Source organism: Pannonibacter phragmitetus, from assembly GCF_050510895.1.
GTDB classification, from domain to species: Bacteria; Pseudomonadota; Alphaproteobacteria; order Rhizobiales; family Stappiaceae; genus Pannonibacter; species Pannonibacter phragmitetus_B.
This window is the reverse complement of the sequence record NZ_JBNINT010000001.1, coordinates 4062548-4085854: the sequence shown is the minus strand read 5'-3', so window position 1 is coordinate 4085854 and position 23307 is coordinate 4062548. Positions and strand designations below refer to the sequence as shown.

17 protein-coding genes and 5 pseudogenes are annotated in these 23307 nt (G+C 63.0%); 12 read left to right on the top strand and 10 right to left on the bottom strand.

Annotated features, from left to right (window positions below; all coding sequences use genetic code 11):
• Positions 1-176: 176 nt before the first annotated feature.
• From rsmB to ACQB61_RS19625, 5 genes and pseudogenes are all read left to right on the top strand, one after another.
• Positions 177-1606 (top strand): annotated as a pseudogene (gene rsmB / locus ACQB61_RS19645) (16S rRNA (cytosine(967)-C(5))-methyltransferase RsmB); the annotation flags it as partial.
• Positions 1607-1747: 141 nt separating this feature from the next.
• Positions 1748-2728: a heparinase II/III family protein gene (locus tag ACQB61_RS19640; protein WP_430513985.1), complete on the top strand. Its 981-nt coding sequence runs from the start codon at positions 1748-1750 to the stop codon at positions 2726-2728.
• Positions 2729-2800: 72 nt separating this feature from the next.
• A pseudogene (locus tag ACQB61_RS19635) lies at positions 2801-3496 on the top strand (heparinase II/III domain-containing protein); the annotation flags it as partial.
• Between the two features lie 108 nt (positions 3497-3604).
• Positions 3605-5221: a bifunctional phosphoribosylaminoimidazolecarboxamide formyltransferase/IMP cyclohydrolase gene (gene purH, locus ACQB61_RS19630; protein ID WP_430513984.1), complete on the top strand. Its 1617-nt coding sequence runs from the start codon at positions 3605-3607 to the stop codon at positions 5219-5221.
• A gap of 169 nt (positions 5222-5390) precedes the next feature.
• Positions 5391-7487 (top strand): methyl-accepting chemotaxis protein, encoded by a 2097-nt coding sequence (locus tag ACQB61_RS19625; protein WP_430513983.1) that lies wholly within the window; start codon positions 5391-5393, stop codon positions 7485-7487.
• A 59-nt stretch (positions 7488-7546) separates the two neighbouring features.
• Here the strand turns inward: ACQB61_RS19625 and ACQB61_RS19620 are convergent.
• The 6 genes and pseudogenes from ACQB61_RS19620 to ACQB61_RS19595 all read right to left on the bottom strand — a co-directional run bounded on the left by ACQB61_RS19620 (position 7547) and on the right by ACQB61_RS19595 (position 12227).
• Positions 7547-8902 (bottom strand): annotated as a pseudogene (locus ACQB61_RS19620) (MFS transporter).
• Between the two features lie 10 nt (positions 8903-8912).
• The gene (locus ACQB61_RS19615; RefSeq protein ID WP_430513982.1) at positions 8913-9116 is read right to left on the bottom strand and encodes a DUF1737 domain-containing protein; all 204 of its coding nucleotides are present in this window, start codon (positions 9114-9116) and stop codon (positions 8913-8915) included.
• Between the two features lie 36 nt (positions 9117-9152).
• Positions 9153-10043: an HpcH/HpaI aldolase/citrate lyase family protein gene (locus ACQB61_RS19610; protein WP_430513981.1), complete on the bottom strand. Its 891-nt coding sequence runs from the start codon at positions 10041-10043 to the stop codon at positions 9153-9155.
• A 224-nt stretch (positions 10044-10267) separates the two neighbouring features.
• A complete protein-coding gene (locus ACQB61_RS19605; RefSeq protein ID WP_430514424.1) occupies positions 10268-10663 on the bottom strand; it encodes a response regulator in 396 nt (131 codons plus the stop codon).
• Between the two features lie 36 nt (positions 10664-10699).
• A pseudogene (hpt, locus tag ACQB61_RS19600) lies at positions 10700-11227 on the bottom strand (hypoxanthine phosphoribosyltransferase); the annotation flags it as partial.
• Positions 11199-12227: a zinc-ribbon domain-containing protein gene (locus ACQB61_RS19595; protein ID WP_430513980.1), complete on the bottom strand. Its 1029-nt coding sequence runs from the start codon at positions 12225-12227 to the stop codon at positions 11199-11201. The pseudogene hpt and the gene ACQB61_RS19595, both read right to left, overlap by 29 nt.
• A 195-nt stretch (positions 12228-12422) precedes the next feature.
• Here ACQB61_RS19595 and ftsE point away from each other — a divergent pair, with 195 nt between their 5' ends.
• From ftsE to ACQB61_RS19575, 4 genes are all read left to right on the top strand, one after another.
• Positions 12423-13082: a cell division ATP-binding protein FtsE gene (ftsE, locus tag ACQB61_RS19590; RefSeq protein WP_072242530.1), complete on the top strand. Its 660-nt coding sequence runs from the start codon at positions 12423-12425 to the stop codon at positions 13080-13082.
• A gap of 164 nt (positions 13083-13246) precedes the next feature.
• On the top strand, positions 13247-14146 hold the full coding sequence (locus tag ACQB61_RS19585) for a cell division protein FtsX (RefSeq protein WP_430513979.1): 900 nt from the start codon (positions 13247-13249) through the stop codon (positions 14144-14146).
• A 29-nt stretch (positions 14147-14175) separates the two neighbouring features.
• Positions 14176-14991 (top strand): YdcF family protein, encoded by an 816-nt coding sequence (locus ACQB61_RS19580; protein ID WP_430513978.1) that lies wholly within the window; start codon positions 14176-14178, stop codon positions 14989-14991.
• A gap of 62 nt (positions 14992-15053) precedes the next feature.
• On the top strand, positions 15054-15821 hold the full coding sequence (locus ACQB61_RS19575; protein ID WP_430513977.1) for a lysophospholipid acyltransferase family protein: 768 nt from the start codon (positions 15054-15056) through the stop codon (positions 15819-15821).
• A 21-nt stretch (positions 15822-15842) separates the two neighbouring features.
• On the opposite strand, the gene ACQB61_RS19570 is transcribed toward ACQB61_RS19575, so the two are convergent.
• Positions 15843-16367 carry a gamma-glutamylcyclotransferase gene (locus ACQB61_RS19570; protein WP_430514423.1) on the bottom strand — a complete coding sequence of 175 codons (525 nt, stop codon included), beginning with the start codon at positions 16365-16367 and terminating at the stop codon, positions 15843-15845.
• Between the two features lie 103 nt (positions 16368-16470).
• On the opposite strand from ACQB61_RS19570, the gene ACQB61_RS19565 reads away from it, so the two are divergent.
• A complete protein-coding gene (locus tag ACQB61_RS19565; RefSeq protein WP_430513976.1) occupies positions 16471-17055 on the top strand; it encodes a DUF2125 domain-containing protein in 585 nt (194 codons plus the stop codon).
• Positions 16968-17495, top strand: coding sequence for a DUF2125 domain-containing protein (locus ACQB61_RS19560; RefSeq protein ID WP_430513975.1), 528 nt, complete (start codon positions 16968-16970; stop codon positions 17493-17495). Before ACQB61_RS19565 ends, ACQB61_RS19560 begins: the two co-directional genes overlap by 88 nt.
• A gap of 170 nt (positions 17496-17665) precedes the next feature.
• Here ACQB61_RS19560 and ACQB61_RS19555 read toward each other — a convergent pair whose 3' ends face one another.
• The gene (locus ACQB61_RS19555) at positions 17666-18154 is read right to left on the bottom strand and encodes a GNAT family N-acetyltransferase (protein WP_430513974.1); all 489 of its coding nucleotides are present in this window, start codon (positions 18152-18154) and stop codon (positions 17666-17668) included.
• 204 nt (positions 18155-18358) lie between these two features.
• Between ACQB61_RS19555 and yddG the strand changes: the two genes are divergently transcribed.
• A complete protein-coding gene (gene yddG, locus ACQB61_RS19550) occupies positions 18359-19246 on the top strand; it encodes an aromatic amino acid exporter YddG (protein WP_430513973.1) in 888 nt (295 codons plus the stop codon).
• Positions 19247-19277: 31 nt separating this feature from the next.
• On the opposite strand, the pseudogene ACQB61_RS19545 reads toward yddG, so the two are convergent.
• Positions 19278-21790, bottom strand: a pseudogene (locus ACQB61_RS19545) (TIGR02302 family protein).
• A gap of 249 nt (positions 21791-22039) precedes the next feature.
• Complete coding sequence (lysA, locus tag ACQB61_RS19540; protein ID WP_430513972.1) at positions 22040-23305, bottom strand: diaminopimelate decarboxylase; 1266 nt, start codon at positions 23303-23305, stop codon at positions 22040-22042.
• Positions 23306-23307 lie beyond the last annotated feature (2 nt).

Sequence of the window (23307 nt, the reverse complement as noted above, 5' to 3'; positions counted from 1 at the left end):
GAAGACTGATCTGCGGTAGAAGCTCTGGATCATAACCTTGAGCGCAACAGGCGGCACCTCAGCCTGCCAAGCGCCGAAGGACCACCAGACATGTTATGCCAGAGGCGCGGCGAGCACCGGTTCGCGGCGCCTTGACTCAATCCGGCAACATAGCCAACCCAACAAAGGCCACTGCTTTGAACGAACCCACCGGCTCCCGCCCGAAATCCCCCTCCCGCTCCTCCGGCGGCAAGGATGCGCCGTTCCGCAAGCCGGGACAGGGCGGCAAGGCAGCTGGCGCGGCGAATGGCAGCAGCTCCCCCGGTCGGCCAGCCCCCGGTTTTGCCGCCCGCAAGGTGGCCGCCGACATTCTGGGCAACGTGGTGCACAAGCACCGCACGCTGGATGCCGAATATGACGTGACCTCGGGCCATTCCGGTTTCCGGGCACTGGAGCCGAAGGACCGGTCACTGGTGAAGGCCATCGTCGCGGCAGCCTTGCGCCGCCGGGGCCAGCTCGATGCCATTCTGGCGGAACTGCTCGACCGGCCCATTCCGGAGCGCACCGGCCGCGTGACCGACATCCTTCACGTCGCTGCCGTGCAGATCCTTTTCCTTGATGTTGCCGACCATGCGGCCGTGTCCCTGGCTGTGGATCTTGCCGGATCTGACAAGCGGGCAAGGCCTTACAAGGGCCTCGTCAACGGTGTGCTTCGCCGCCTGGCGCGGGAGAAGGACACGCTGTCCACCATTACTGGCTCCGGTCCAGCGGGCCTGCCCCTGTGGCTCGCCACCCGCTGGCGTGAGACCTATGGCGCGGATACCTTTGAAGCGATCCTGCGCGCCCATCTCGAAGAGCCGGCACTCGATCTCACCGTCAAGAGTGATGCGGAAGGCTGGGCAGAACGCCTCGGCGGCCGTGTGGTGGCAGCCGGATCGGTCCGCCTGTCGCGCAAGGGCGCGGTAGACGGGTTCGAGGGCTTCAATGAAGGCGGCTGGTGGGTGCAGGATGCCGCTGCCTCCCTGCCCGCCTGCCTGCTGGGAGACCTCACCGGCAAGCGCGCCGCCGACCTTTGCGCTGCTCCCGGCGGCAAGACCGCACAGCTTGCCACGCAAGGCGCCGATGTGACGGCAGTGGACATTTCCGAAAAGCGGCTGAAGCGCGTACATGCCAATCTGGAGCGGTTGGGCCTTTCAGCCCATGTCGTTGCCGCGGACCTGCGCAAATACGAGCCGGACGCGCCATTCGACGCGATCCTCCTCGATGCCCCCTGCAGCGCCACAGGCACCATGCGCCGCCATCCGGACGTGGCCTGGACCAAGCGACCCGCCGATGTGGCGACGCTGGCCGCCATTCAGGCAGAACTGCTGCGCAAGACCGTGACCTGGCTGAAGCCGGGCGGCGTGCTGGTCTATTGCACCTGTTCCATGGAGCGCGAAGAAGGCGAAGACCAGATTGCCGCTCTGCTGGCCGAGGTGCAGGAATCGCGCTGGAGCCAGTGCGGCCCGAAGAAATCGGCGGCCTTGCCGAGTGCATCACGCCGGAGGGCTATCTGCGCACCCTGCCCTGCCATCTCGGGGGCGGCACGGAGCCGGAAGGCGGGCTCGACGGTTTTTTGCCGCCCGTCTGCGGCGGCTTTAACTGCCCTGTAACCACTCTGACCCGCAATGGACAGCTGAGAGCTAACCCTAACAGTTCGTTACCTCTTATGGTGAAAGGGCAAGTCAATTTCATTCCGGCGCCAGCACAAGGGCGGTGAGACACTGCCATGACGATCCGGGCGATGGGTGAGCAGGGGCGCATAGGGCGCCTGCTGCTCCATCATCTCTGGCAAAATGGCCTGCGCTGGCTGCATGGCGGACCCCTGTTCCGCTGGCAGCCATTTGCGGGAACGCCCTCCCGTTTGCTCATCGCCCCCCAGGATCTGCGCACCGCCGACCAGACCAACGCCCTTGATATCTATGGCGGCCGTTTCCTTTTCTCCGGCAAGGTGGTCGAAGCCAAGGGCCGTTCTCCCTTCGAATTGAAGGGTGAAGATCCCGCCTGGCAGCGCGAGCTGCACAGTTTCGGCTGGTTGCGCGACCTGCGCGCCGCCGAAAGCCTCGTCGCCCGCCAGAATGCCCGTGCTCTTGTCGATGATTGGATCCGCCTGTGCGGCCGCTGGGCCCCCATCGCCTGGGAACAACCTGTCGTGGCGCGGCGCGTACTGTCCTGGCTCGCCCAGTCGCCACTGGTGCTCGAAGATGGCGATGCCGAGTTCTACCGCCGTTTTCTGCGATCGCTCGGGCGTCAGGTCCGTTATCTGCGCCGTACCATCAACGAGACCCCTGATGGCGTGCCACGCCTTCAGGCGGCGCTTGCCGTTGCAGCTGCCAGCATTTCCATGGCAGGTCAGGGCCGCTACGTGCGCCAAAGCCTCAGGCGGCTGGAGCACGAGTTGCAGCGCCAGATCATGCCCGATGGCGGCCACGTGTCACGCAATCCCAGCGCGATCCTCGACATTCTCACTGATCTTCTGCCCATCCGGCAGGCCTTCGTGACGCAAGGGCTGGAGACGCCCGCCGGCATGATGCAAGCCATCGACCGGATGATGCCGATGGTGCGCTTCTTCCGCCACGTGGACGGCGCCTTCGCCCATTTCAACGGCATGGGCTCCACCCCCACCGACCTGGTGGCGACGATCCTTGCCTATGATGATGCGCGCGGCGCCCCTCCCGGCAATGCCCCTTCTCCGGCTATCAGAGGCTGATGGGCGGGGACACGGTGGTGCTGATGGACACCGGCACACCGCCGCCGCCACTGCTGAGCGAGATCCGCCCATGCTGGCTGCCTGTCCCTCGAAATGTCCTCCGGACGCCACCGGCTGATCGTCAATTGCGGCGTTTCCGGCTGGGCCAGCGAAGGCTGGCGGCAGGTCGCCCGTTCCACGGCGGCCCATTCGACGGCTGGCATGGAAGACAGCTCCTCCTGCCGCTTCCTGACGGAGAAGCCTTTCACCGGATGGCTTGGCACCCCGATCCTGACCGGTCCGACCAGCGTGCCCGTCAACCGCGAGGAAGACGCCATGGGAACGCGCGTCACCGCCTCCCATGACGGCTATGCCCACCGCTACAATGTGCTTCATGAGCGCGACATACGCCTGTCCAGCGACGGATCCGTTCTGGATGGCATTGATCTGTTCTCGACGCTGGGCGCCCTGACTCATCACGATCATTTCACCATCCGCTTCCATCTGCATCCGCTCATCAAGCCCAGCCTTCTGCGCGCAGGCACCGCCGCGCTGCTGATGGCACCAGATGGCGAAGCCTGGGAATTCAATGCCTCTGGCGCGGAACTGGCACTGGAAGAATCCGTCTATCTGTCGGATGTCTATGGCCACCGCCGCACCCAGCAACTGGTGCTCTATGGCCGTATCAGCCAGTCCAGCCAGGCCGCATGGCAGTTCCGCCGCACGGCCACTGCCCGCCATGGGCGGCGCGAGCGGACCGGCACGCAGGAACCGGAACTGCCGCTGTAAGCAAACCGGAAGCTGATTCGCGTCCTGTGGCTTCTTGCGCTTCCGTTTATGCCCCGTTCGTGCTAGGGCCACGGCCACTTTCCATCCTCAGATCTGCGAGGCAAGGCCATGGCCGTGGTGTCCAAGGGGGTTCCCGTTCCCCCGCTCGTTTCCGTCAAGCGCGCCCTTCTTTCCGTTTCCGACAAGACCGGACTGCTCGACTTTGCCCGCGGGCTGTCTGAGCGCGGCGTGGAGCTGATTTCCACTGGCGGCACCCGCAAGACGCTGGCGGACGCCGGCCTGCCGGTGAAGGACATCTCGGAAGTGACCGGATTCCCGGAAATCATGGACGGCCGGGTCAAGACCTTGCATCCGATGGTCCACGGCGGCCTGCTGGCCATCCGCGACGATGCCGAGCACAAGGCTGCCATGGACACCCATGGCATCGGCGGCATCGACCTGCTCTGCGTCAACCTCTACCCCTTCGAGGACACGGTTGCCTCCGGCGCGGACTACGCAACAGGCGTCGAGAACATCGACATCGGCGGCCCGGCCATGACCCGAGCTGCCGCCAAGAACCACGCCTATGTCACCGTTGTTGTCGACCCGGCAGACTATGCTGCGGTTCTGTCCGCACTGGATGAGAACAACGGCCAGTCGCCGATCGATCTGCGCAAGAAGCTGGCACAGAAGGCCTTTGCCCGCACAGCAGCCTATGATGCAGCCGTGTCGAACTGGCTGGCTTCGCAGATTGGCAACGAGGCCCCCGATTACCGCGCCATGGGCGGCAAGCTGGCCGAAGTCATGCGCTACGGCGAAAACCCGCACCAGACGGCAGGCTTCTACACCACCGGCGAACGCCGCTCTGGCGTCGCCACCGCCCGCCAGCTGCAGGGCAAGACGCTGTCCTACAACAACATCAACGACACGGACGCCGCCTTCGAGCTGGTCAGCGAATTTGACCCCAACCGCACCAAGGCCGTTGCCATCATCAAGCACGCCAACCCCTGCGGCGTTGCGGAAGGCTCCAGCCTGAAGGCCGCTTACGAGCTGGCGCTGCGCTGTGATCCGGTCTCGGCCTTCGGCGGCATCGTCGCCCTCAACGATACGCTGGATGCGGAAGCGGCCGAAGAGATCGTCAAGATCTTCACCGAGGTGATCATCGCCCCGGCTGCCACGGACGAGGCCATCGAAATCGTGGCGAAGAAGAAGAACCTGCGCCTGCTGGTCACCGGCGGCCTTGCCGATCCGCGTGCAGCCGGTCTTGCCATCAAGTCCGTCGCCGGCGGCCTGCTGGTCCAGTCGCGCGACAATGGCGTCATCGACGATCTCGATCTCAAGGTGGTGACGAAGCGCGCCCCGACGGCGCAGGAACTGGCCGACCTCAAGTTCGCTTTCCGCGTTGCCAAGCACGTCAAGTCCAACGCCATCGTCTATGCCAAGGACGGTGCCACGGTTGGCGTGGGTGCAGGCCAGATGAGCCGCGTCGACAGCGCCCGCATTGCCGCCCGCAAGGCGCTCGATGCGACTGAAGCTGCCGGTCTTTCCACGCCGCTGACCAAGGGCTGCGTGGTCGCTTCCGATGCCTTCTTCCCCTTCGCCGACGGGCTGCTCTCCGCAGCGGAAGCAGGCGCTACGGCCGTTATCCAGCCGGGCGGATCCATGCGTGATGATGAAGTCATCGCTGCTGCGGATAAAGCAGGCCTGGCGATGGTACTGACCGGCATGCGTCACTTCCGCCACTGAGAAAAGGTGCATCGCAAATCACCACAACCCATAATACTTGAACTTTTTAGCTTCCAGAGGCGCCAAACCTGCTTCTGGAAGCTTTTTCTTAACGGGCTTCAGTGTTTCCTGACCCTACGAGAGTTCTGCCAGGACAAAAGAATTCCTGGAGGCCAGAAGGGGTCCCTGAATGTTGAAGCAGGCAAAGATCGCAACCAAGCTTGCGGCGGTCAGCGTGACTGCGCTGGCGGGTGTTCTTGCTGTCGGAATTGGTGTCATTGGATATCAAGCGACGTCTGCAACCAGGCAGCTTGCGATCCAGCAAGTTGAAGCCATCGCGCAGGAACAGGCAGAGTATGTTTCAGGCGTACTTGAAGCAGGACTTATGCCTGCTCAAGGTCTTGGCAATGCGTTGAATGCGCTGAAGCGCAGCGGCCCCATCGACAGGCAGGGGTGGACCAACATCCTGCAGGATGCGATGCAGACCTACCCCAACCTGGCCGGCAGCTGGGGCATGGTTCTCGAAAACAATCTGGATGGACGTGACGCGGAATTCGCCAACCAGCCAGGTCATGATGAGGCCGGAATCTGGCGTCCCTACTTCTACCGGAACCAGGGCAAGGTCGACTTCAGCCCCATCCCTCCGCTTAAGCCATCGCCTGAAGGCGACTGGTTCCACGTTGCCTACAAGACTGGCAAAGACTTCGCCACGGAACCCTACACCTGGGAGACCGACGGCGTTGTCATGACAGGCATTTCATTCAGCACCCCGATCCGTGATGGCAGCAAGGTCATCGGCGTAACCGGCGGCGACCTTCTGCTCACCGATCTGACGACAACCCTGTCTGCCCAGAAACCCATGGGCACCGGCCAGGTAAGCCTTCTGTCACAAGCCGGGGTCTGGGTCGCCAACACAAATCCGTCGCTTCTCGGGAAAGCGTGGACGGAGGCCAAGGGACCTGAAGAGGCCGCTTTCGGCGCTCAGGTTCTCAATGCGGTCAAGTCAGCCCAGCCCTTCTCCTACACCGCATATGCTGAAGCGGCTGAGGGAGACATGATCAATATCATCCGCCCCGTCGCGATCGGCGATACGGGCGCCACCATGGCAGTGGTGGTCAGCGTTCCGATGGCGACCGTGAATGCCGCCTCGACGCAAATCATCTACACCATCCTTGGTATTGGCGTTGTCCTGCTCGCGGTCGTCGCATTCGCGGTCATGTTCTTCAGCAACCGCATCGTCCGCCGTCCGCTGGAACGGGCCGTCACAACCATCAACGCCCTGATCGATCAGCGCTACGACATCGCCATTCCCGACAAGGAGCGCGGCGACGAGATCGGCCATATCAACCAGGCCCTCGAAATCTTCCGCGAGAAGGCGAAGCAGGCGGAAGAGCTTGTCGAGCAGCAGGAAGAGCAGCAGCGCCAGCGCATTCTGCGCGCCGAAGCGGTGCGGGATCTGTCCCAGTCCTTCGATGCCCGTATTTCCAAGCTCACCGCGACGGTCTCGAGCCTCGTAGGCGACCTCAACAACGCCTCCAACGTGCTGACTTCCGGCGCAGATGATACCAGCGCCAAGAGCACAGCAGTGGCTGCCGCCTCCGAAGAGGCTGCCGCCAACGTGGAAGCCGTTGCGTCTGCGGCCGAAGAGCTGCTGGCCTCCGTGTCCGAGATCCGCCGCCAGATGGAACAGTCTGCCGGAATCGCCGGCCAGGCCGTGCATCAGGCGCAGGCTACCAATGGCAAGATCGAGGCTCTGGCCGATGCTGCCAGCCGCATCAACGAAGTGGTGGCGCTGATCCAGGCCATCGCCGAACAGACCAACCTTCTCGCCCTCAATGCCACCATTGAGGCGGCCCGTGCCGGCGAGGCAGGCCGCGGCTTTGCGGTCGTGGCGGCAGAAGTGAAGGAACTGGCCAACCAGACCGCCAAGGCAACGGAGGAAATCTCCAGCCAGATCCAGTCGGTCCAGTCGGAAACGGCCAATGCGGTGAAGGCCATTCAGGAGATTTCCTCGACCATCGAGCAGATCAACGAAATCTCCGGCAGCATCCAAGTTTCCGTGGACCAGCAGGGCCTGGCAACCACCGAAATCGCCCGCAACATCCAGGAAGCCTCGAACGGCACGCAGGAAGTGACACGCAACATCGTTGCCGTGTCCGCTTCGGCCAATGAGACCGGCGAAACGGCCCGCAAGGTCAGCTCTTCGGCCGCAATCCTGCAACAGGAGGCAAGCGAGCTGCGGCAGGAAGTGGAGCAGTTCCTTCGGGACATCCGCCAGAGCGCCTGAGAGGCAATAGCATCCAGCTTAAAATCACAGCCCCGGCCAACGCCGGGGCTGTTGCCGTTTCAGCGCCGCTTCAAACCGGCAAGAACAAAAGCACCGGCAGCAAAGAAGACCAAAATGACCGCCATGCCCGCCGCCTGACTGGCCGTGGCTGTCGTGACAAGAGCAACGGAAAGCGGGGCGAGGAAACTCGTCACCTTGCCGGAGAGCGCGAGAAGACCGAAAAACTGGCCCTGCCGGCCCACGGGCGCCAGATGCACCAGAAGGCTGCGCGCCGCTGATTGCAACGGTCCGGCGAGCGCGCCGATACAGCCCCCAGAACCAGGAACATCAGATCCGGCAGGGACCCGAACAGGGCACCAGGCGCGGCAGGCGTTACACCAACGATGAAGAACACGGTGTCCCGATCTACAGAGACAAGGCCGAGACCGCACAGGAAAAGCCCGGCGAGCGCTCCGAGAATGACCGGGCGCGAACCGATACGGTCATCCAGCCAGCCGCCGGTCAATGCGCCGACGGTGCCGGTGATCGTAAGCAGGATGCCGAAGGTGCCGATCTGGATCGTGCCCCAGCCGAGCACGCCGGCCGCATAAATGCCGCCAAAGGCAAACAGCGCCACAAGCCCATCGTTGTAAAGCATGTTGGCGACGAGAAACCGCGCCATGCCAGGCACTTGCCGCACTTCGGCAAGGCTGTGGCGCAGGGAAGCAAGGCCCTGCCGGACGGCAGCCCCGCCCCCATGCGGCGCGGCTCGTCGGGCGTGAAAAGGAACATCGGCAGCACGAAGACAAGGAACCACAGCGCCGAGAACGGTCCTGACGCCCTGTCCCCTCGCGCGAGGCCGGATCAAGCCCGAAAAGCGGATCTGCGCCCAGCAGGGTCTTGCCCGTTTCCGGATTGGCCGCCATGAAGCCCAGCACGATGACGAGGCTGACGAGACCGCCCAGATAGCCGACCGCCCAGCCAGCACCCGACAGACGGCCGAGCCTGTCACGCGCCACCAGCGAGCCCATCATGGAATTGTTGAAGACGGTGGCAAATTCAACGGCGAGCGTGCCCAGCGCATAGCCCGCCAGCGCCACGGCAATGCCGTAGCCGGTGCCGGGAATGGCCCACCAAAGGGCAATGCAGGACAGCACGTAAGGCACAGCCAGAGCTGCGATCCAGGGCTTGCGCGCGCCACCCGCATCGGCAACGCAGCCAAGGAACGGGGCGAGCAGCGCAATGACCAGCCCCGCTACCGAGGTGGCATAGCCCCAGAGCGCCTGCCCTTCCGCCGGGCTGGCGGCAAGGGCGGAGGCAAAATAGGGCGCGAAGACGAAGGTCGTTACCAGCGTGAAGAAGGGCTGGGCTGCCCAGTCGAACAGAACCCAGCCAGCGACGCCAGCAGCCCCTGCCTTCGGCCCCTTGGTACCCATCAAACGCGGCTCAGTAGTCGCCGAGCTTGATTTCCGGGGAATAGTCGCCCGGCACTTCCTTGGTCACGGCCTGACCGCAGACAACGATGCCGCGCGTGGCATCAAAGGTCAGTTGCGGCGCACCGGCCAGTTCCCAGCCCTTATTGAGGGCCTGGGTGACGCGGTGGCAGAACTGGCTGTCATCGGGACCGGTGATAAAGCGGTAGAGTTTCATGGCAATCTTTCCAGGAACAAGGATGACTCCGGCATATCATTCCTGCGCAGATGCCGCCATGGCCTTGGCAATGGCCAGCACGCGAAGCCCCATGTCTGCATGCAGCCGCTCCACCATCTTGCCGTCGATCTGGATGGCCCCCTTGCTGGCATTCTCCGGCAGGGCGAAGGCATCATTGATCTTCTGTGCCCAGGCGATCTCCGCCTCCGAGGGCGAAAAGGCCGCATGGCAAGCCTCGATCTGCTTCGGGTGGATCAGCGTCTTGCCATCCATGCCCATCTCCGCCCCTTGCGCGCATTCGGCGGCAAAACCGTCCAGATCGTTGAAATCGTTGTAGACGCCATCAAGAATATCGAGCCCTCCTGCCCTTGCCGCGGCAACGCAGGTCATCAGCCAGGGCATCATGACGGCCCTCCCCGGCAGCAGACGGGCGCGGGTTTCCTTGGCAAGGTCATTGGTGCCCATGACGAGGCAGGCAAGCCGGGTTTCGGGATCCCGCCCCGCCGAGGCAATGCTGGCCGCATGCAGCATGGCGAGCGGTGTCTCCATCATCGCCCAGAGCTTCACGGAGACAGGAGCGCCTGCCAGCTTAAGCCGGTGCGCCACCCGCTCCACATCAGCAAGCGACGAAACCTTGGGCAAGAGGATGGCATCGGGGGCAGCCGCAACAGCTGCCTCCAGATCCGCCTCGCCCCATTGGGTATCAAGGCCGTTGATGCGGATCACCGCTTCACGCCCTGCGAAGGCGCCAGCGCTCACGGCCTCGCACACCTGCTGGCGGGCGGCCTCCTTGGCGTCGGGCGCCACGGCGTCTTCCAGATCCAGCAGCAGGCAATCCACGCCGAGGCTGCGCGCCTTTTCCAGTGCTCTGGCGTTTGAACCAGGCATATAGAGCGCCGAGCGGCGGGGCTTGAAGCTTGCGGTCACGAGCGGTCCTCCTGCGTGTCTTTGCGGCAGTGCGTTTCTGCAGTGCGAAAGCGAGAGCGCAAAAGCTAGACGGTGGCCGCCACTTTTTCCACTCGCCTTTCGGCGGGTGTGTTTTGAAGCTCGCGGTGGCAGAGTGCCAAGCCACCCAAAACAAAAACCCGGCGAAAACGCCGGGTTCACACATGGCAGAGCTGTTACGTCCTGTAAGACAGCAGCTTGGCTGCTCAGGCTGACAAGCGGCGCTGTTCGCGGACCACGCCGTGGATGGCGTCACGCACGGCCTGACGGATATCAGCCAAGGAAAAGGGCTTGGTGATGACATCATGCACCAGCTCGTCGAGGCCGTTCGTACGCTCACGCTGATCGGCGAAACCGGTCATCAGCAGGATCGGAAGGCTCGGCCAGTCGCGGGCAGTGGCCAGCGCCAGCGCGATGCCATCCATCACCGGCATCTTGATGTCGGACAGCAGCAGATCGAAGCTGCCTCTCTCACGGACAAGCGTTTCCAGTGCCGCTCCGCCATCTTCCGAGGCACAAACGGTGTGGCCATCCAGTTCAAGGGCGCGTTTCACAAAGCTGCGAACCGCCTCGTCATCTTCCGTCAGAAGAATCCGGGCCATATCACACTCCCGTTGTTTCGCGAGGGGTGTAGCCTCTTCCTCGGCCACATACCCGATGAAGGGCAACTGCCGCCAAGCGTGCCCCATGTCCATCCCGTAACCCACCACAAACTTGTCCGGACAGTTAAAGCCCACATAGTCAGCCTGAATATCGGCCTTTCTGTGATGCGGTTTGTCCAGAAGTGCGGCGACCTTGACCGAACGCGCGCCCCGTTCAAGAAGCCTGTCCTTGGCAAACTTCAGGGTACGTCCGGATTCCAGAATATCATCCGCCAGTATGATATCGCGATCCTTAACAAGACTTTCAACGTCACGCAGAACCTGAACATTTCCAGAGCTTACGGTACCTGCCCCGTAGCTGGACAAATGCATGAACTCCATTTCGAGTTCCAGGCCGGCACGGTGCATGGCGCGCACCAGATCTGCGGCAAAAATGAAGCTGCCCTTGAGCACAGCCACGACCAGCAACTGATGCGGACGGGACGAGGCAACTTCCCCAGCAAGGCTCTCCACCCGTGCGGCGATCTCTGCTTCATCATAAAGTGTATGGATCACCGGCTTCATCTTGTCGCTTCTGCTGCTTGTCCTGAGCGGCGGTCCACAAAGCGGACCTGAATATCTGCGGCGTCTGCGGGGGATCTGTCAGCCTGGTCCTGAAGCGCGTGTCTGCGCCAGGCTCCAATGCCACCGCACGCGGTTCGAGGGTCCAGGCGTAAATCTCCTGCTGATCCTCGCTTCGCAGCGACAGTCGTACCGCAGGTACTGCGGCAGGCTCTTCCGAAACGCTCTGGATTGTCCCCTCGACAACCAGAACGATGGTCCCCTCATCGACTTCCCTGAATGTTCTCAAATCACGGAACTCAAGTCCGCGCAAGTTCACCGGAAGTCCCATCATGTCGAACAGACTGGCAAGGTCCGGAGCGTGTTTGACCACAAACTGGCGGTTCGTGAAGATAAGTGCACTGAACCCTGCCGCCAAAAGAAAGATCAAAAGGCCACCAGTGCGGCGCAGGTTGTTTACTGTCACGTGACGGGTCAGGAATGACCAGTCGCGCTCCCGCTTGGGTTTTTTCTTGTTAACCTTGATCTTCTTGCGCTTGGCAAGGGACTCGATGTCAATTGTACGGCGAGCATTTTCATCCTCGTCCGTTTCATCATTCTCATCGGAGGCCACTACATCTGGGTATTCCGGAGGAGAGTCTCTACCAGTCTTTGATTTACCTTGAGTATCCACAGATCCTTTGGCAGGCTCGGGCTCCTCGTCCTCAAGCGCACGTCCCTGGGCAAGGGCTTCTTCCTCCGTGGCATCCTCTGCCCATGCCGCTTCATCCTCGTCCTCATCCGTCTCCGGCTCATCCTCGATGGCCATTGCAGGCTTCGCGGCCGCTCTTGCGGCACCTCCCGAAGATACGGCTGCGGGAGCCGGCGCGGGGATGTCTTCCTTGCGTGGACTGATGAACCAGCGGTTCCCGCAGCGCGCGCATTTCACGCTGCGCCCTTCCGGGCCAACCATTTCCGGCTTTATGTCATACGAAGTATCGCAGTCCGGACAGGTGATCTTCATGTTTGGGAGACCCTCGCTCCACGGCCTCACGGGGCCTTGATGGTGCCATCCATGATGCGGATGATAGCAGTCCGGTGCTGAATTGGGGGAAGACCTGCGTCAGAGCTCCCCAATTCTGGTCCAGAGGACAATCATATGTTTAATGAAGCGTTAAAGGGATGGCACTAGGGTGAGCGCCGTCCACGGAGGTTTTGCGTGATCCGTTTTGAGAACGTCGGGCTGAGATACGGCATGGGGCCGGAAATCTTGCGCGACCTGACATTCAGCATCGAGCCACAGTCGTTTCAGTTCCTGACCGGGCCCTCCGGCGCGGGCAAGACAACGCTGATCCGCTTGCTGTTTCTGTCGCTGCGGCCCACGCGCGGCCTCATTCGCGTGTTCAACCGGGACATGGCGACGATCGCCAAGAAAGAGCTGCCGGAGCTGCGCCGCCGTATCGGCGTGGTGTTTCAGGACTTCCGGCTTCTGGACCATCTGACGACTTACGAAAATGTCGCCCTGCCGTTGCGCGTTCTGGGCAAGGAAGAGGCAAGCTACCGCTCGGACGTGGTGGAACTGCTGAAATGGGTGGGCCTTGGCGAGCGCATGCATGTGCTCCCGCCGGTGCTCTCGGGCGGCGAAAAACAGCGTGCAGCCATCGCGCGGGCGCTGATCACCCGGCCGGACATGCTGCTGGCGGATGAGCCGACGGGAAACGTCGACCCTCCCCTTGCCCGCAGGCTGTTGCGGCTGTTCATTGAACTCAACAGGCTTGGCACATCCGTCGTGATTGCCACCCACGACATTACCCTGCTTGAACAGGTGGAGGCGCGCCGGATGGTTCTGGCGGACGGACGCCTTTCCATTTTCGACTGAGGGCATGGGGAAGGCACCACAGATGGCATCCAAGGCCCCGCCGCAAAAAGACCAGCGCGAAAGCGCCGCAACAGCAGAAGAGCCGCCCCAAGCTGCCGCGCCCTTCACTGAAGCTGTCTTTGCGCGGCAAGATGAAAACTGCCGCAGGCAGGCAGGATACCCGCTTGCGGCCGTCAGCGGCCATCGTGCCATCGCAGTCTGTCGCAGGGCGCGCCCTGACGCTCGTCGTCGCCATCATGAGTTTTCTGGCCTGCCTCACCGTCGGCTCCGTGTCCGTCGTTTGGGAAGCGGCCCATGACTGGAGCAATGACCTCGTGCGGGAGGTGACCGTGCAGATCCGCCCCGCCGACGGGGTCGACATGCTGCGCGAGATCGACAAGGCCGTGGCGCTGACACGGGAGTTTCCCGGCATCGGCACGGTGCGCGCCCTGTCGGATGAGGAAACCCGCGAGTTGCTGCAACCCTGGCTCGGCGCAGGCCTTGACCTCGAAACGCTGCCAGTACCGCGCCTGATCCAGGTGACGGTCAGCAATCCGCAGGAACTGGATCTTCCGGCGCTGAAGCAGTCGATCGAACAGAATGTCCGCGGCGCCAGCCTCGATGATCACAGCATCTGGACCTCCCGCCTGGCCGCCATGGCCGGCGCTGTGGTGGCCGGAGGCTTCGGCATCCTGGCGCTGGTGCTGTTTTCCATGGTGCTGAGCGTGATCTTTGCGACCCGTGCGGCCATGGCCGGAAACCGCGACGTTGTGTCCGTGCTGCATTTCGTCGGTGCAAGTGACAGCTTCATCGCCCGGGAGTTCCAGCGCCACTTCCTCGTGCTGGGCCTGAAGGGAGGAATTGCCGGCGGGCTTGCCGCTTCCTTCTGCTTCATTCTGCTGGAAGTCTTCACCCGGCAAACATCCGGCATGGCCGGTGCGGACCAGATGTCGGCACTGTTCGGTTCCGTGGCAGTCGGCACGCCGGGTTACTTCGGAGTGGTCGGCATCGTCTTCATCGTCGCGGTGCTGACGGCGGTGACTTCCGGGCTTGCGGTCAAATCCCACCTTGCCAAAATCGACTGACTGCAACATCCATCCAAGAAACAGCCGAATTGGTCTATAATCTCCGCAAGATGAAACCTGCGCCTTCGGACAAACAGCCTGATGCTGCCGCCCCTGCACCGGTCCCGGAGGACCGGCTGCGGGCCGAAGCTCTGCTGGCTGCTGCTGAAGACCAGGCAAGTCACGAGGCTGATCAGACCTTTGCGCCCGAAGCAGAGCAGCAGGCTGCGCCGCAGACGCCGCCGCCACGCCGCAGGGGCTACAAGCGCTGGCTTCTGCTGAAGGCGCTGGGGATTGCCGTTGCGCTGGTGGGCCTGTGGCTGCTCGTTTCCTTCATCCGCTTCACCATCGATGTCGTCACCATCGATCAGCCGCAGAATCCGCGCGCCGATGCCATCGTGGTGCTGACCGGCGGCCAGGAGCGGATCGAGACCGCGGTCCAGCTGCTGCAACAGGGCCGCGCCCAGCGCCTGCTCATTTCCGGCGTCTATCCGGCCACCACCGCACGCCAGTTGCGGCTGCGCACGGAGGCGGAGCGGGACCTCTTCAACTGCTGCATTGATCTGGACAAAAAGGCCCTCAACACCATCGGCAATGCCACCGAGGCAGCCATATGGGCCAAGACAAACGGTTATGCCTCGCTCGTGCTCGTCACCAGCGCCTATCACATGCCGCGCGCAGAGATGGAGCTGAATGCGGTCATGCCGGATCTGGTAGTCATTCCATATCCGGTCTTTGCAGGCGACTTCAATGTGGAGCGATGGTACGCGGAGCCGCGGACCTTACGGCTTCTCCTGAGGGAATTTGTGAAGTATACCCTCGCGCGGCTGCGGGTGAGCACGCTTGGCGTTTCTGCTGGCGGCTGAGGGCTGGCCTGTTCCGCCACTGTCCGTTTCTGCCTTGCTTCTAGCTCCGATGCGGTTTTCTCATGATCTATCTGCGCTCGCTTCTTTTCCAGATTGCCTTCTATCTGCTGACACTGGTCCAGATGGTGGTCTACAGCCCCTTCGTCTTCCTGGCGCCGCGCCGGATGGCCTGGGTGGTGGTGCCGGTCTGGGCGAAGGTCAATCTGGCGCTGCTGCGCTGGATCGCCGGGCTCAAGGTGGAATACCGGGGCGTCGAAAACATCCCGCAGGGCGGTTTTCTGGTGGCCTCCAAGCATCAATCCGTCTGGGAAACCTTCGCGCTCATCCCGTTCTTTCCGGACCCGACCTACATTCTGAAGCGTGAGCTGCGCTGGATTCCGATCTTCGGCTGGTATACGGCCAAGATGAAGCAGATCCCCATCAACCGGGGCAAGCGCTCTGCGGCCCTTGCGGCCATGATGGCGGCTGCCCGTGAGGCGATTGCCGAAGGCCGCCAGATCCTCATTTTTCCGGAAGGCACACGCCGGCCGGCCGGGGGCGAGCCTCAGTACAAGTATGGCATTGCCCACCTTTACCGGGACCTCGCCTGCCCGGTCCTGCCGGTAGCGCTCAATGCAGGGCTCTACTGGCCGCGCAAGAGCTTCCTGATCCATCCCGGCACAGTGCTTGTCGAGTTCCTGCCCGCCATTGAACCGGGTCTTGAGCCGGCGGTCTTTTTCGAGACGCTGACGGAGCAGATCGAAAGCACATCCAACCGCCTCCTCGAGGAAGCCCGGCAGGCAGAGCGGCCCTCGCCGGTTCTGGCCAGAATTACGCCCCGCAACGTCTGACCCGGCTAAAGCCTCCAGGGCTCAGGCCATTTGCCTCAGCCGCAGAGCCAGCCAGGAAACGCGGGCATCGTGGATGCCCAGCTCTTCCAGATGGCTGGCCGTGTTCAGCACATATTCCGGGTTGGCGCCGGACTGGCCCACAGCCCCATCCACCAGCTCCAACTGACGTTCCAGCGGCAGCACGCCCGCATATTGCGGGTGCTGCCGGTCAACGAGATACGTGAGCGCCGTGGCCATTGTACCATCAGCAAAGCGCACGGGCCGCAAGGCCTCCAGATAGACCATGGTCGCCTGTTCGCGGGCACGCAGATATTCGATTGTCTCGCCCCGGTCCCTGTCCGCCACGCGGAAGGCCATGCCCCGGCAGGCGCCGCCGCGGTCCAGCCCGAAGACAAGACCCGGCCGCTCCGGCGTGCCCCGGTGCACCCAGGAATAGACGCAGAGCGAGCGGTGGGCACCGTGCAGCAGCGCCGGACGCTTCTCCTCAAACGGGAAACCGGGCTTCCAGATGAGAGAGCCGTAGCCAAAAACCCACAAATCGCCCATATCGGTCACGATACCTTGTTTTGCCTGAGCCGCGCACTTAGCAATGCGCCGGGCAAGTTTCAATGGCCGTGCTGCGGCAGCGCCGCGGCATCAGAGGACAAACATGACCGAAACGACTTCCGCGCCGCGCAAAACCTCCAGCCGCAAGTTCATCTACCTCGCCGGAGCCGTGGTCCTTGTGGCTGGTGGATGGAGCGCGGCCTGGGTTGCAGCCCGCAGCTTCGTCAACAGCCAGATTGATGCCACCTTGCAAAACGCAGCGGCCATGGGATTCGAGATCGCTTGCAGCGAGCGGAGCCTTGGCGGCTATCCGTTCCGCTTCGAGCTGACCTGCAAGGACTTTGCCCTGCGCACACCACCGGGCCATTTTGTCAGTGTCGCAGAGCTTCGCGCCGTCGCACTCGCCTATAACCCGCAGCACATGATCATCGAAGCAGACAGCCCCATGGCCTCTTTTTCGCCCGGCGATGGGCCCATCCAGGAAGGGGCTTGGGAGAGCCTGCGCGCCAGCCTGCGTTTTGACGGCATGAGCCTGCGCCAGCTGGATGCAGTGGTCTCTGCCCCCGTTTCTTTTCGTCCGAAAATCCGGGTGCAGGCGAAGTGTCCCTGGCTGGTGGCGAGCTCCATCTCAGGGCCAATCCGGCCCAGCCGAAGGATCTCGATCTTGCTCTCAGCTTTACAGGCCTGAAGGTGAAGGCGGAGGACCAACCCGGTGACGGCAGCTTCGTAGGACAGATTTCCGGCGGTGCGCCGCTGTTGTCCGGCACCGTTCCGCAGGACCTTTTTGCCAGCACGGATGGCCACCCGGCATTGACAGTGTCTTCGCTGAAGCTCAGCTCCGGCAGCACGAGCCTTGCAACCTCCGGCCAGATCCGGCTTGAGACCAACGGCACCCTGTCCGGCGAATTGCCGCTGACTGCAGTCGAGCCCAATGGCATCAAGGGTGCCCTCGCGCCCTTCTTTCCCGAAACCTCCGGTTTCCCCGAGGCACTGCAGGGTGCTGTCATCAGTTTCGGCAAGGCAACGCAGGTGGAGGGCAAGGCGGCGGTGGAAGCCAAGGTACAGCTCACCAACGGCTCTGCCCGCATCGGAATCCTGCCTTTCGCGCAGATTGATCCGGTGTATTGAGGGGAGCTTCAAGTTCCTTTGACCACGTGAGACCCCACCGCATTCGTCATGCCATGATCAAGTCATGGCATGACGAAAAAGAGGGCGGAGCAAGCGCGTCTGTGGCCAATACTCCGCAAGGCTGCCCCGGATCTGGCATGCAGCATCCGGGGCGCTTCGCAGCAGGCTTCTCAGGCAGACGCCAGCCGGTCGATGGCGATGATGTAGCTCTTGTGGTGATCGGGCTCAGCGATCTGGTCATAAAGAGCAAGTGCAGGGGCGTTCTTGCTCGGCACGATCCAGCGCAGCTGCAGCCAGCCACGGCTTTGCCCCTCGGTGACGAGAGCCTGGATCATCTTCCGGGCAATGCCCTTCTGGCGGAATTCCGGACGGACATAAATGTGGTCCATCTGCCCGGAGCGCAGACCGGTGATCAGTTCCGGCAGATCGAAGAAGACCGCAAAGCCGACAAGCTGGCCATCTGCAAAAGCGCCGATCACCTCGGCGGAACGGTCGCCCAGAATGCGCTCGGCATAGAACTGGTCCGGACGGCGCGGGGCGCCGCGCTTGAGGGCCTGGGCATTTTCAGCAATCAGGGGCGCAAGGTGCAGGGCATCGTCGGGGCCAAGAGCCTTGATGTCGAGCTTGGTCAATTCGGTCTCCGCTATGGATCGGATCATCGTTACATGCGCAACATGTCCCGAACCGGCGGGACGATCAAGCACCTGATGCGGCGGCATAACCTGCCCAAGGGCGCTTGAGCCTTGCTAAAGCTGTTGCAGCTGCACAATGCACGCAGATGAGGCATGCCTGTCCTTGCGCCACCTCAAGGACTATGTATTTCTGTCACTGCAAAACCTGCCGCAACGTTTCCTCAGGATGCCATGACTGACCAAGCCGCCCGATTCCGCGCCACACTCATTGGCCTCACGGCCGTGCTCATGTGGGCCACTCTTGGTGTCTTCGGTGCCGGGTCCGGCGCAGTGCCGCCATTTCTGCTCAACGCGCTCTGCTTCGGTCTGTCGGGTCTTCTGGCATGCCTGTGGCTCGCCTTTCGCGGAAAACTGTACACCTTGCGCCAGCCGCTGAAGGTCTGGGCCTTCGGCACGCTGGGGCTGTTCGGCTTTCACTTCTTCTATTTCACCGCGATCCGCAACGCGCCGCCGGTCGATGCCAATCTCATCAACTACACCTGGCCGCTGCTGATCGTGGTCTTCTCCGCCCTGCTGCCGGGCGAGAGGCTGAAGCTGCATCACGTCCTGGGAACCGTGCTTGGCCTCGGCGGTGCGGCCCTGCTGGTCAGCAAGGGAGAAGGGCTCAGCCTTGATCCCGCCTTTGCCCTTGGCTATGGCGCGGCTGTGGCCTCTTCCCTGTTCTGGTCCACCTATTCGGTGCTCTCCCGCCGCCTGGGCGAAGTGCCGACGGAAGCGGTGGCAGGCTTCTGCCTGATGACCGCGCTGCTCTCGGCCCTGTGCCATCTGGTTCTGGAAGACACTGTTTGGCCATCCGGCACGGTGGAGTGGGCCAGTGTCGTGGCCCTTGGCCTGTTGCCGGTCGGTCTTGCCTTTTTCACCTGGGACATTGGCGTCAAGCGCGGCGACATTCAGGTTCTGGGCGCGGCGGCCTATTCGGCCCCGCTCCTCTCCACGCTGCTTTTGATCGCCTTCGGCTTCGGCACCTTCACCTGGATCGTCGGCGCCGCCTGCATCCTGATCACCATCGGCGCGGTCATCGCCGCAAAGGACATGATCTTCAAACGCGCCGCCGCGTGATTGACGAGGGCGCCAATCTTGCCCCTATCCGTCAGTAGCTGCGCAGCAGCCGCTCCAGATAGTCGAGTTCCAGCTTCGGACGGGCGGGATCTGAGAAGCGGCGGCGCAGCTCCTCAAGGATGCGGCGCGCCCGCTGCACGTCGATCTCGTCCGGCACCTTCACCTGGCTGCCAAGATCCGGCCCCTGATTGCGGCGCGGACGGCCAAGAGGGTCCGTATCCATGGGCGAGCGCTGGCTCAGACCCTGCCCTTCACCCATGCCCATCATCTGCTCGCCCAGCTGCTGGGCACCGCGGCGCAATGCGTCAAGGGCATTTCCCTGCTCACCGACGGCCTGATCGCCCTGCCCCTGCCCAAGGGACCGCTGGGCCTGGCCCATGGCGTCGCCCGCCTCGCCCAGCCCCTCGTTCTGCGACAGGCCATTGCGCTCCATCTGCTCCATCAGCTGCTGAAGCTGTTGTGCAAGGTCACCCTGGCCCTTCTGCAGCTGGTCGAGCAGGTCGCGCAGCTGCTCTTCAGTCATCTGCTGGCCCTGACCACCGTTCTGCCCGCCGTTCTGGCCATCCTGCTGGTCACCTTCGCCCTCGCCCTGCTGCCGCTCGCCATTCTGGCCATATTCGCCCTGCTGCTCTTGCTGCTGGTTGAAACGGTGGGTCTGGTCCATCAGCTCCTGCTGGCGCTGGATCATCTGGCCAAGCTGGTTCAGCATCTCCATCATTTCGTTGGTGAGGCCGTCCGGCGCCATCTGCGGGCGCCCAGTCTGCAGATTCTCCATCATCCGCTGCATCTGTGCCAGAAGATCGCGGGCTGCATCGCGTGAGCCGCTACGCGCCAGTTCCTCGATCCGGTTCAGCATCTCATCGAGATCACGCGTGCTCAGGCTCTGCTGATTGGGATTGAAAGGCTGCATGGCCTGCGGGTTCTGGCGCAGCTGTTCCGTCAGCGCCTGCATATAGTCCTGCAGGGCCTCCCGCAGCTCCTGCGTCAAACGGGCAATCTCTTCATCGGATGCCCCTTCTTCCAGAGCCTTGCGCAAAGCCTCCTGCGCATCGCGCAAAGCCCGCTCGGCCATGGAAAGGTCACCATCCTCGATGGTCAGCGCCAGATCCCACAAGAGCGGCAGCAGCTCCTTCAGCTGCTCGTCGCTTCGGGCGGCAATCAGATTGCGATAGGCAAAGGCAAGGCCAAGATGCACGCGCGGCTCAACGTCAAAAGCTTCCGGCGCCAGCAGCAGCGCATCAAAGGCATCGATCACGCGAAGCTGGGAATTGGCATCCAGCGCCAGATCCCGGCGCTGCTCCACCACGGCTCTGGCGAGCGGCTTGGAAAAGCGGCGCTGCGGCAGGGTGAAAGCTGCCGGTTCCGACATGCCTGTCTGCCCTGCCTCATCGCGGGCAATCAGCGTCAGCAACACTTCGGAGCCTGCCCAGGGATGGGACGTCAGGTCGCGGATCGTCTCGCCGGGCTTGGCCGAACCAGACGCCTGCGGCGGCACAGAAAGGGGAACTGCGGCGCCTCAACCAGCGGGCGCGGCTCTGCATTGGTATCAGACGCTTTCGGTGCAGGCGCGATCTGCGCCTCTGCACCGGTGACGCGGTAGTCGTCCTGCGCCAGATAACTGAGTTTCAGCGCACCGCTGAGCTGGGCCTCCGGATCATCCAGCAGGCGGATAGTCGGGGGCAGATCCGGCTGCACGTCAAACGGCCAGGCGGCGATGACTGTGCCATCCTGCTGCAGCTCATAGGAGCCACTTTCGGAAAGCGTCAGCCGCTGCTCTTCAACACCGGTGGTCTGCGTTGCAGCGGCATCATCCTCCTGCGCCGGAGTGACCGGCGCGCCATCCTTGTAGATGGCAAGGCCCGAGGTACCCTGCGCCCGCAGGGTCAGTACGCTGCCGGCAGGGACCTTCAGCGGCACGGAAGGATCGCGCAATGTGGCGCTCTCCCCGGTGAGATAGATGGGTGCGCGGGCCGTGTAGAGCGGCGGCGTCACCCAGGCATCGATGCGGCTGGCCACTTCCTCCACATCCACCGGCGAGGTGAAGGCCGAGCCAAGGCGGTTCAGTCTCATCCCGTCCTGCGTGACCGCAAATCCGGTCACCAGCAGCATCAAGGCAACCACGCGCAACGCATAGGGATCGCGGCGGAACGCCTCGGGGTGGGCAAGGCCGGACCGCATGGACCGCAGCGTTTCGGCCATGCGGCGCTTGTGCATTTCCCACAAGGCCAGCGTTTCAGGGCTGGCACTGCCGGATGGCAGGTCATCCTCAATCGCCGTAAGAGGCCGGTGGGAGTGCCCGCTGACCAGCTCCACACGGTGCAGGGCCTCCTGACGGCTGGGCCAGCGCAGGCCCGCAAGCGGGCGCAACGACCAGAGGAACGCTCCGGCCAGCGCAGCCACCAGCAGAAGCCGGAGCCAAACGGGCACGATGAGCCAGGTTCCCACCAGCGAAAGACCGGCGAACAGGGCAAGAATGATGAAAGGCAGATAGAGCGCAGGCCAGAGCCGTTCCCAGAACAGCGCAACACGGCTGCGCCAGACCACGGCCTTGAGACGCTTGTCTACCGCCGCCCGCGTCAGATCCTGCGGAAGAGACAGCCTGTCGCTGTCCGTCACGGCAATCTCCTGCCCGGATGGAAAAGCACGCTCAACTGGGCCCTGTTCCGCCAAACCGTATCTCTCCGCGTTCAGCCCTCAACCCCGCAATGATCTAGAGTGGGGCAAAGCGGGTCTGACGGCAACCCGCCCAGGTGATCAAAGACAATCAAATCCGCCGTGATCGTCTTGCCCGCGTCAAAGCCAATCCGGCATCTTGTCCAGTGCCAGCAGGTCCTCATAGGACGGGCGCGGACGGATCACGGCATATTGTGAGCCATTCACAAGGACTTCGGGCACCAGAAGCCGCGAATTATAGCTGGAGGATTGTGTCGCGCCGTAGGCACCGGCGGTGTAAACCGCCAGGAGATCCCCTGCCTTCACCTCCGGCAGCTCGCGGCCCAGGGCGAGATAGTCGCCCGTTTCGCACACCGGGCCCACTACGTCGGCGATGATTCGCCCACTGTCTGCAGCCGGCTCCACCACCGGTCCAACCTCGTGCCAGGCATCATACAGCGTCGGCCGGATCAGATCGTTCATGGCCGCATCGACAATGACGAAGGACTTGTCCTCGCCCTTCTTCACATAGATCACGCGGGTGACCAGAATGCCGGCATTGCCTGCAATCAGGCGGCCCGGCTCAAAGATCACCTGACAGTCCAGCCGCTCCACATGTTTGCGAACGACGGCTGCATAATCGTCCGGATGCGGCGGCGGGGTGTTGTCAAAGACATAGGGCACACCCAGGCCACCGCCGAGATCGACATGATCAATCTCGTGCCCGTCGGCGCGCAGCTGTGCCACAAGCTCGCCGAGCCGGGAAAACGCCGCATCGAAGGGCTCCAGCTCGGTGATCTGCGAGCCGATGTGCATGTCGATGCCGCTGACCTTGATACCCGGCAGGCGCGCAGCCTGGGCATAGACCTCACGGGCGCGCTTCCATGGAATACCGAACTTGTTTTCCGACTTGCCGGTGGAGATCTTGGCGTGAGTACGCGCATCCACATCCGGGTTGATACGCAGCGACACCCGCGCCGTCTTGCCCAGCGCTTGCGCCACACGCGAGAGCTGGATCAGCTCCGGCTCGGATTCCACATTGAAGCAAAAGATACCCTGCTCAAGGCCAAAGGCATGCTCGGCCTCGGTCTTGCCGACGCCGGAGAACATGATGCGCTCTGCCGGTGTGCCGGCGGCCAGTGCACGGCGGGCCTCGCCTTCAGAGACAACATCCATCCCTGCGCCCAACCGTGCCAGCGTGCGCAGGACGGCCAGATTGGAATTGGCCTTCACCGCAAAGCAGACCAGGGACGGAATGCCCTGCAACGCCTGCGCAAAGACACGGTAGTGCCGCTCCAGCGTCGCCGCAGAATAGCAATAGAACGGCGTGCCCACTGCTTCCGCCATGGCCGTGACACTGACGTCCTCCGCATGGAGAACGCCGTTTTTCATCTCGAAATGATGCATGG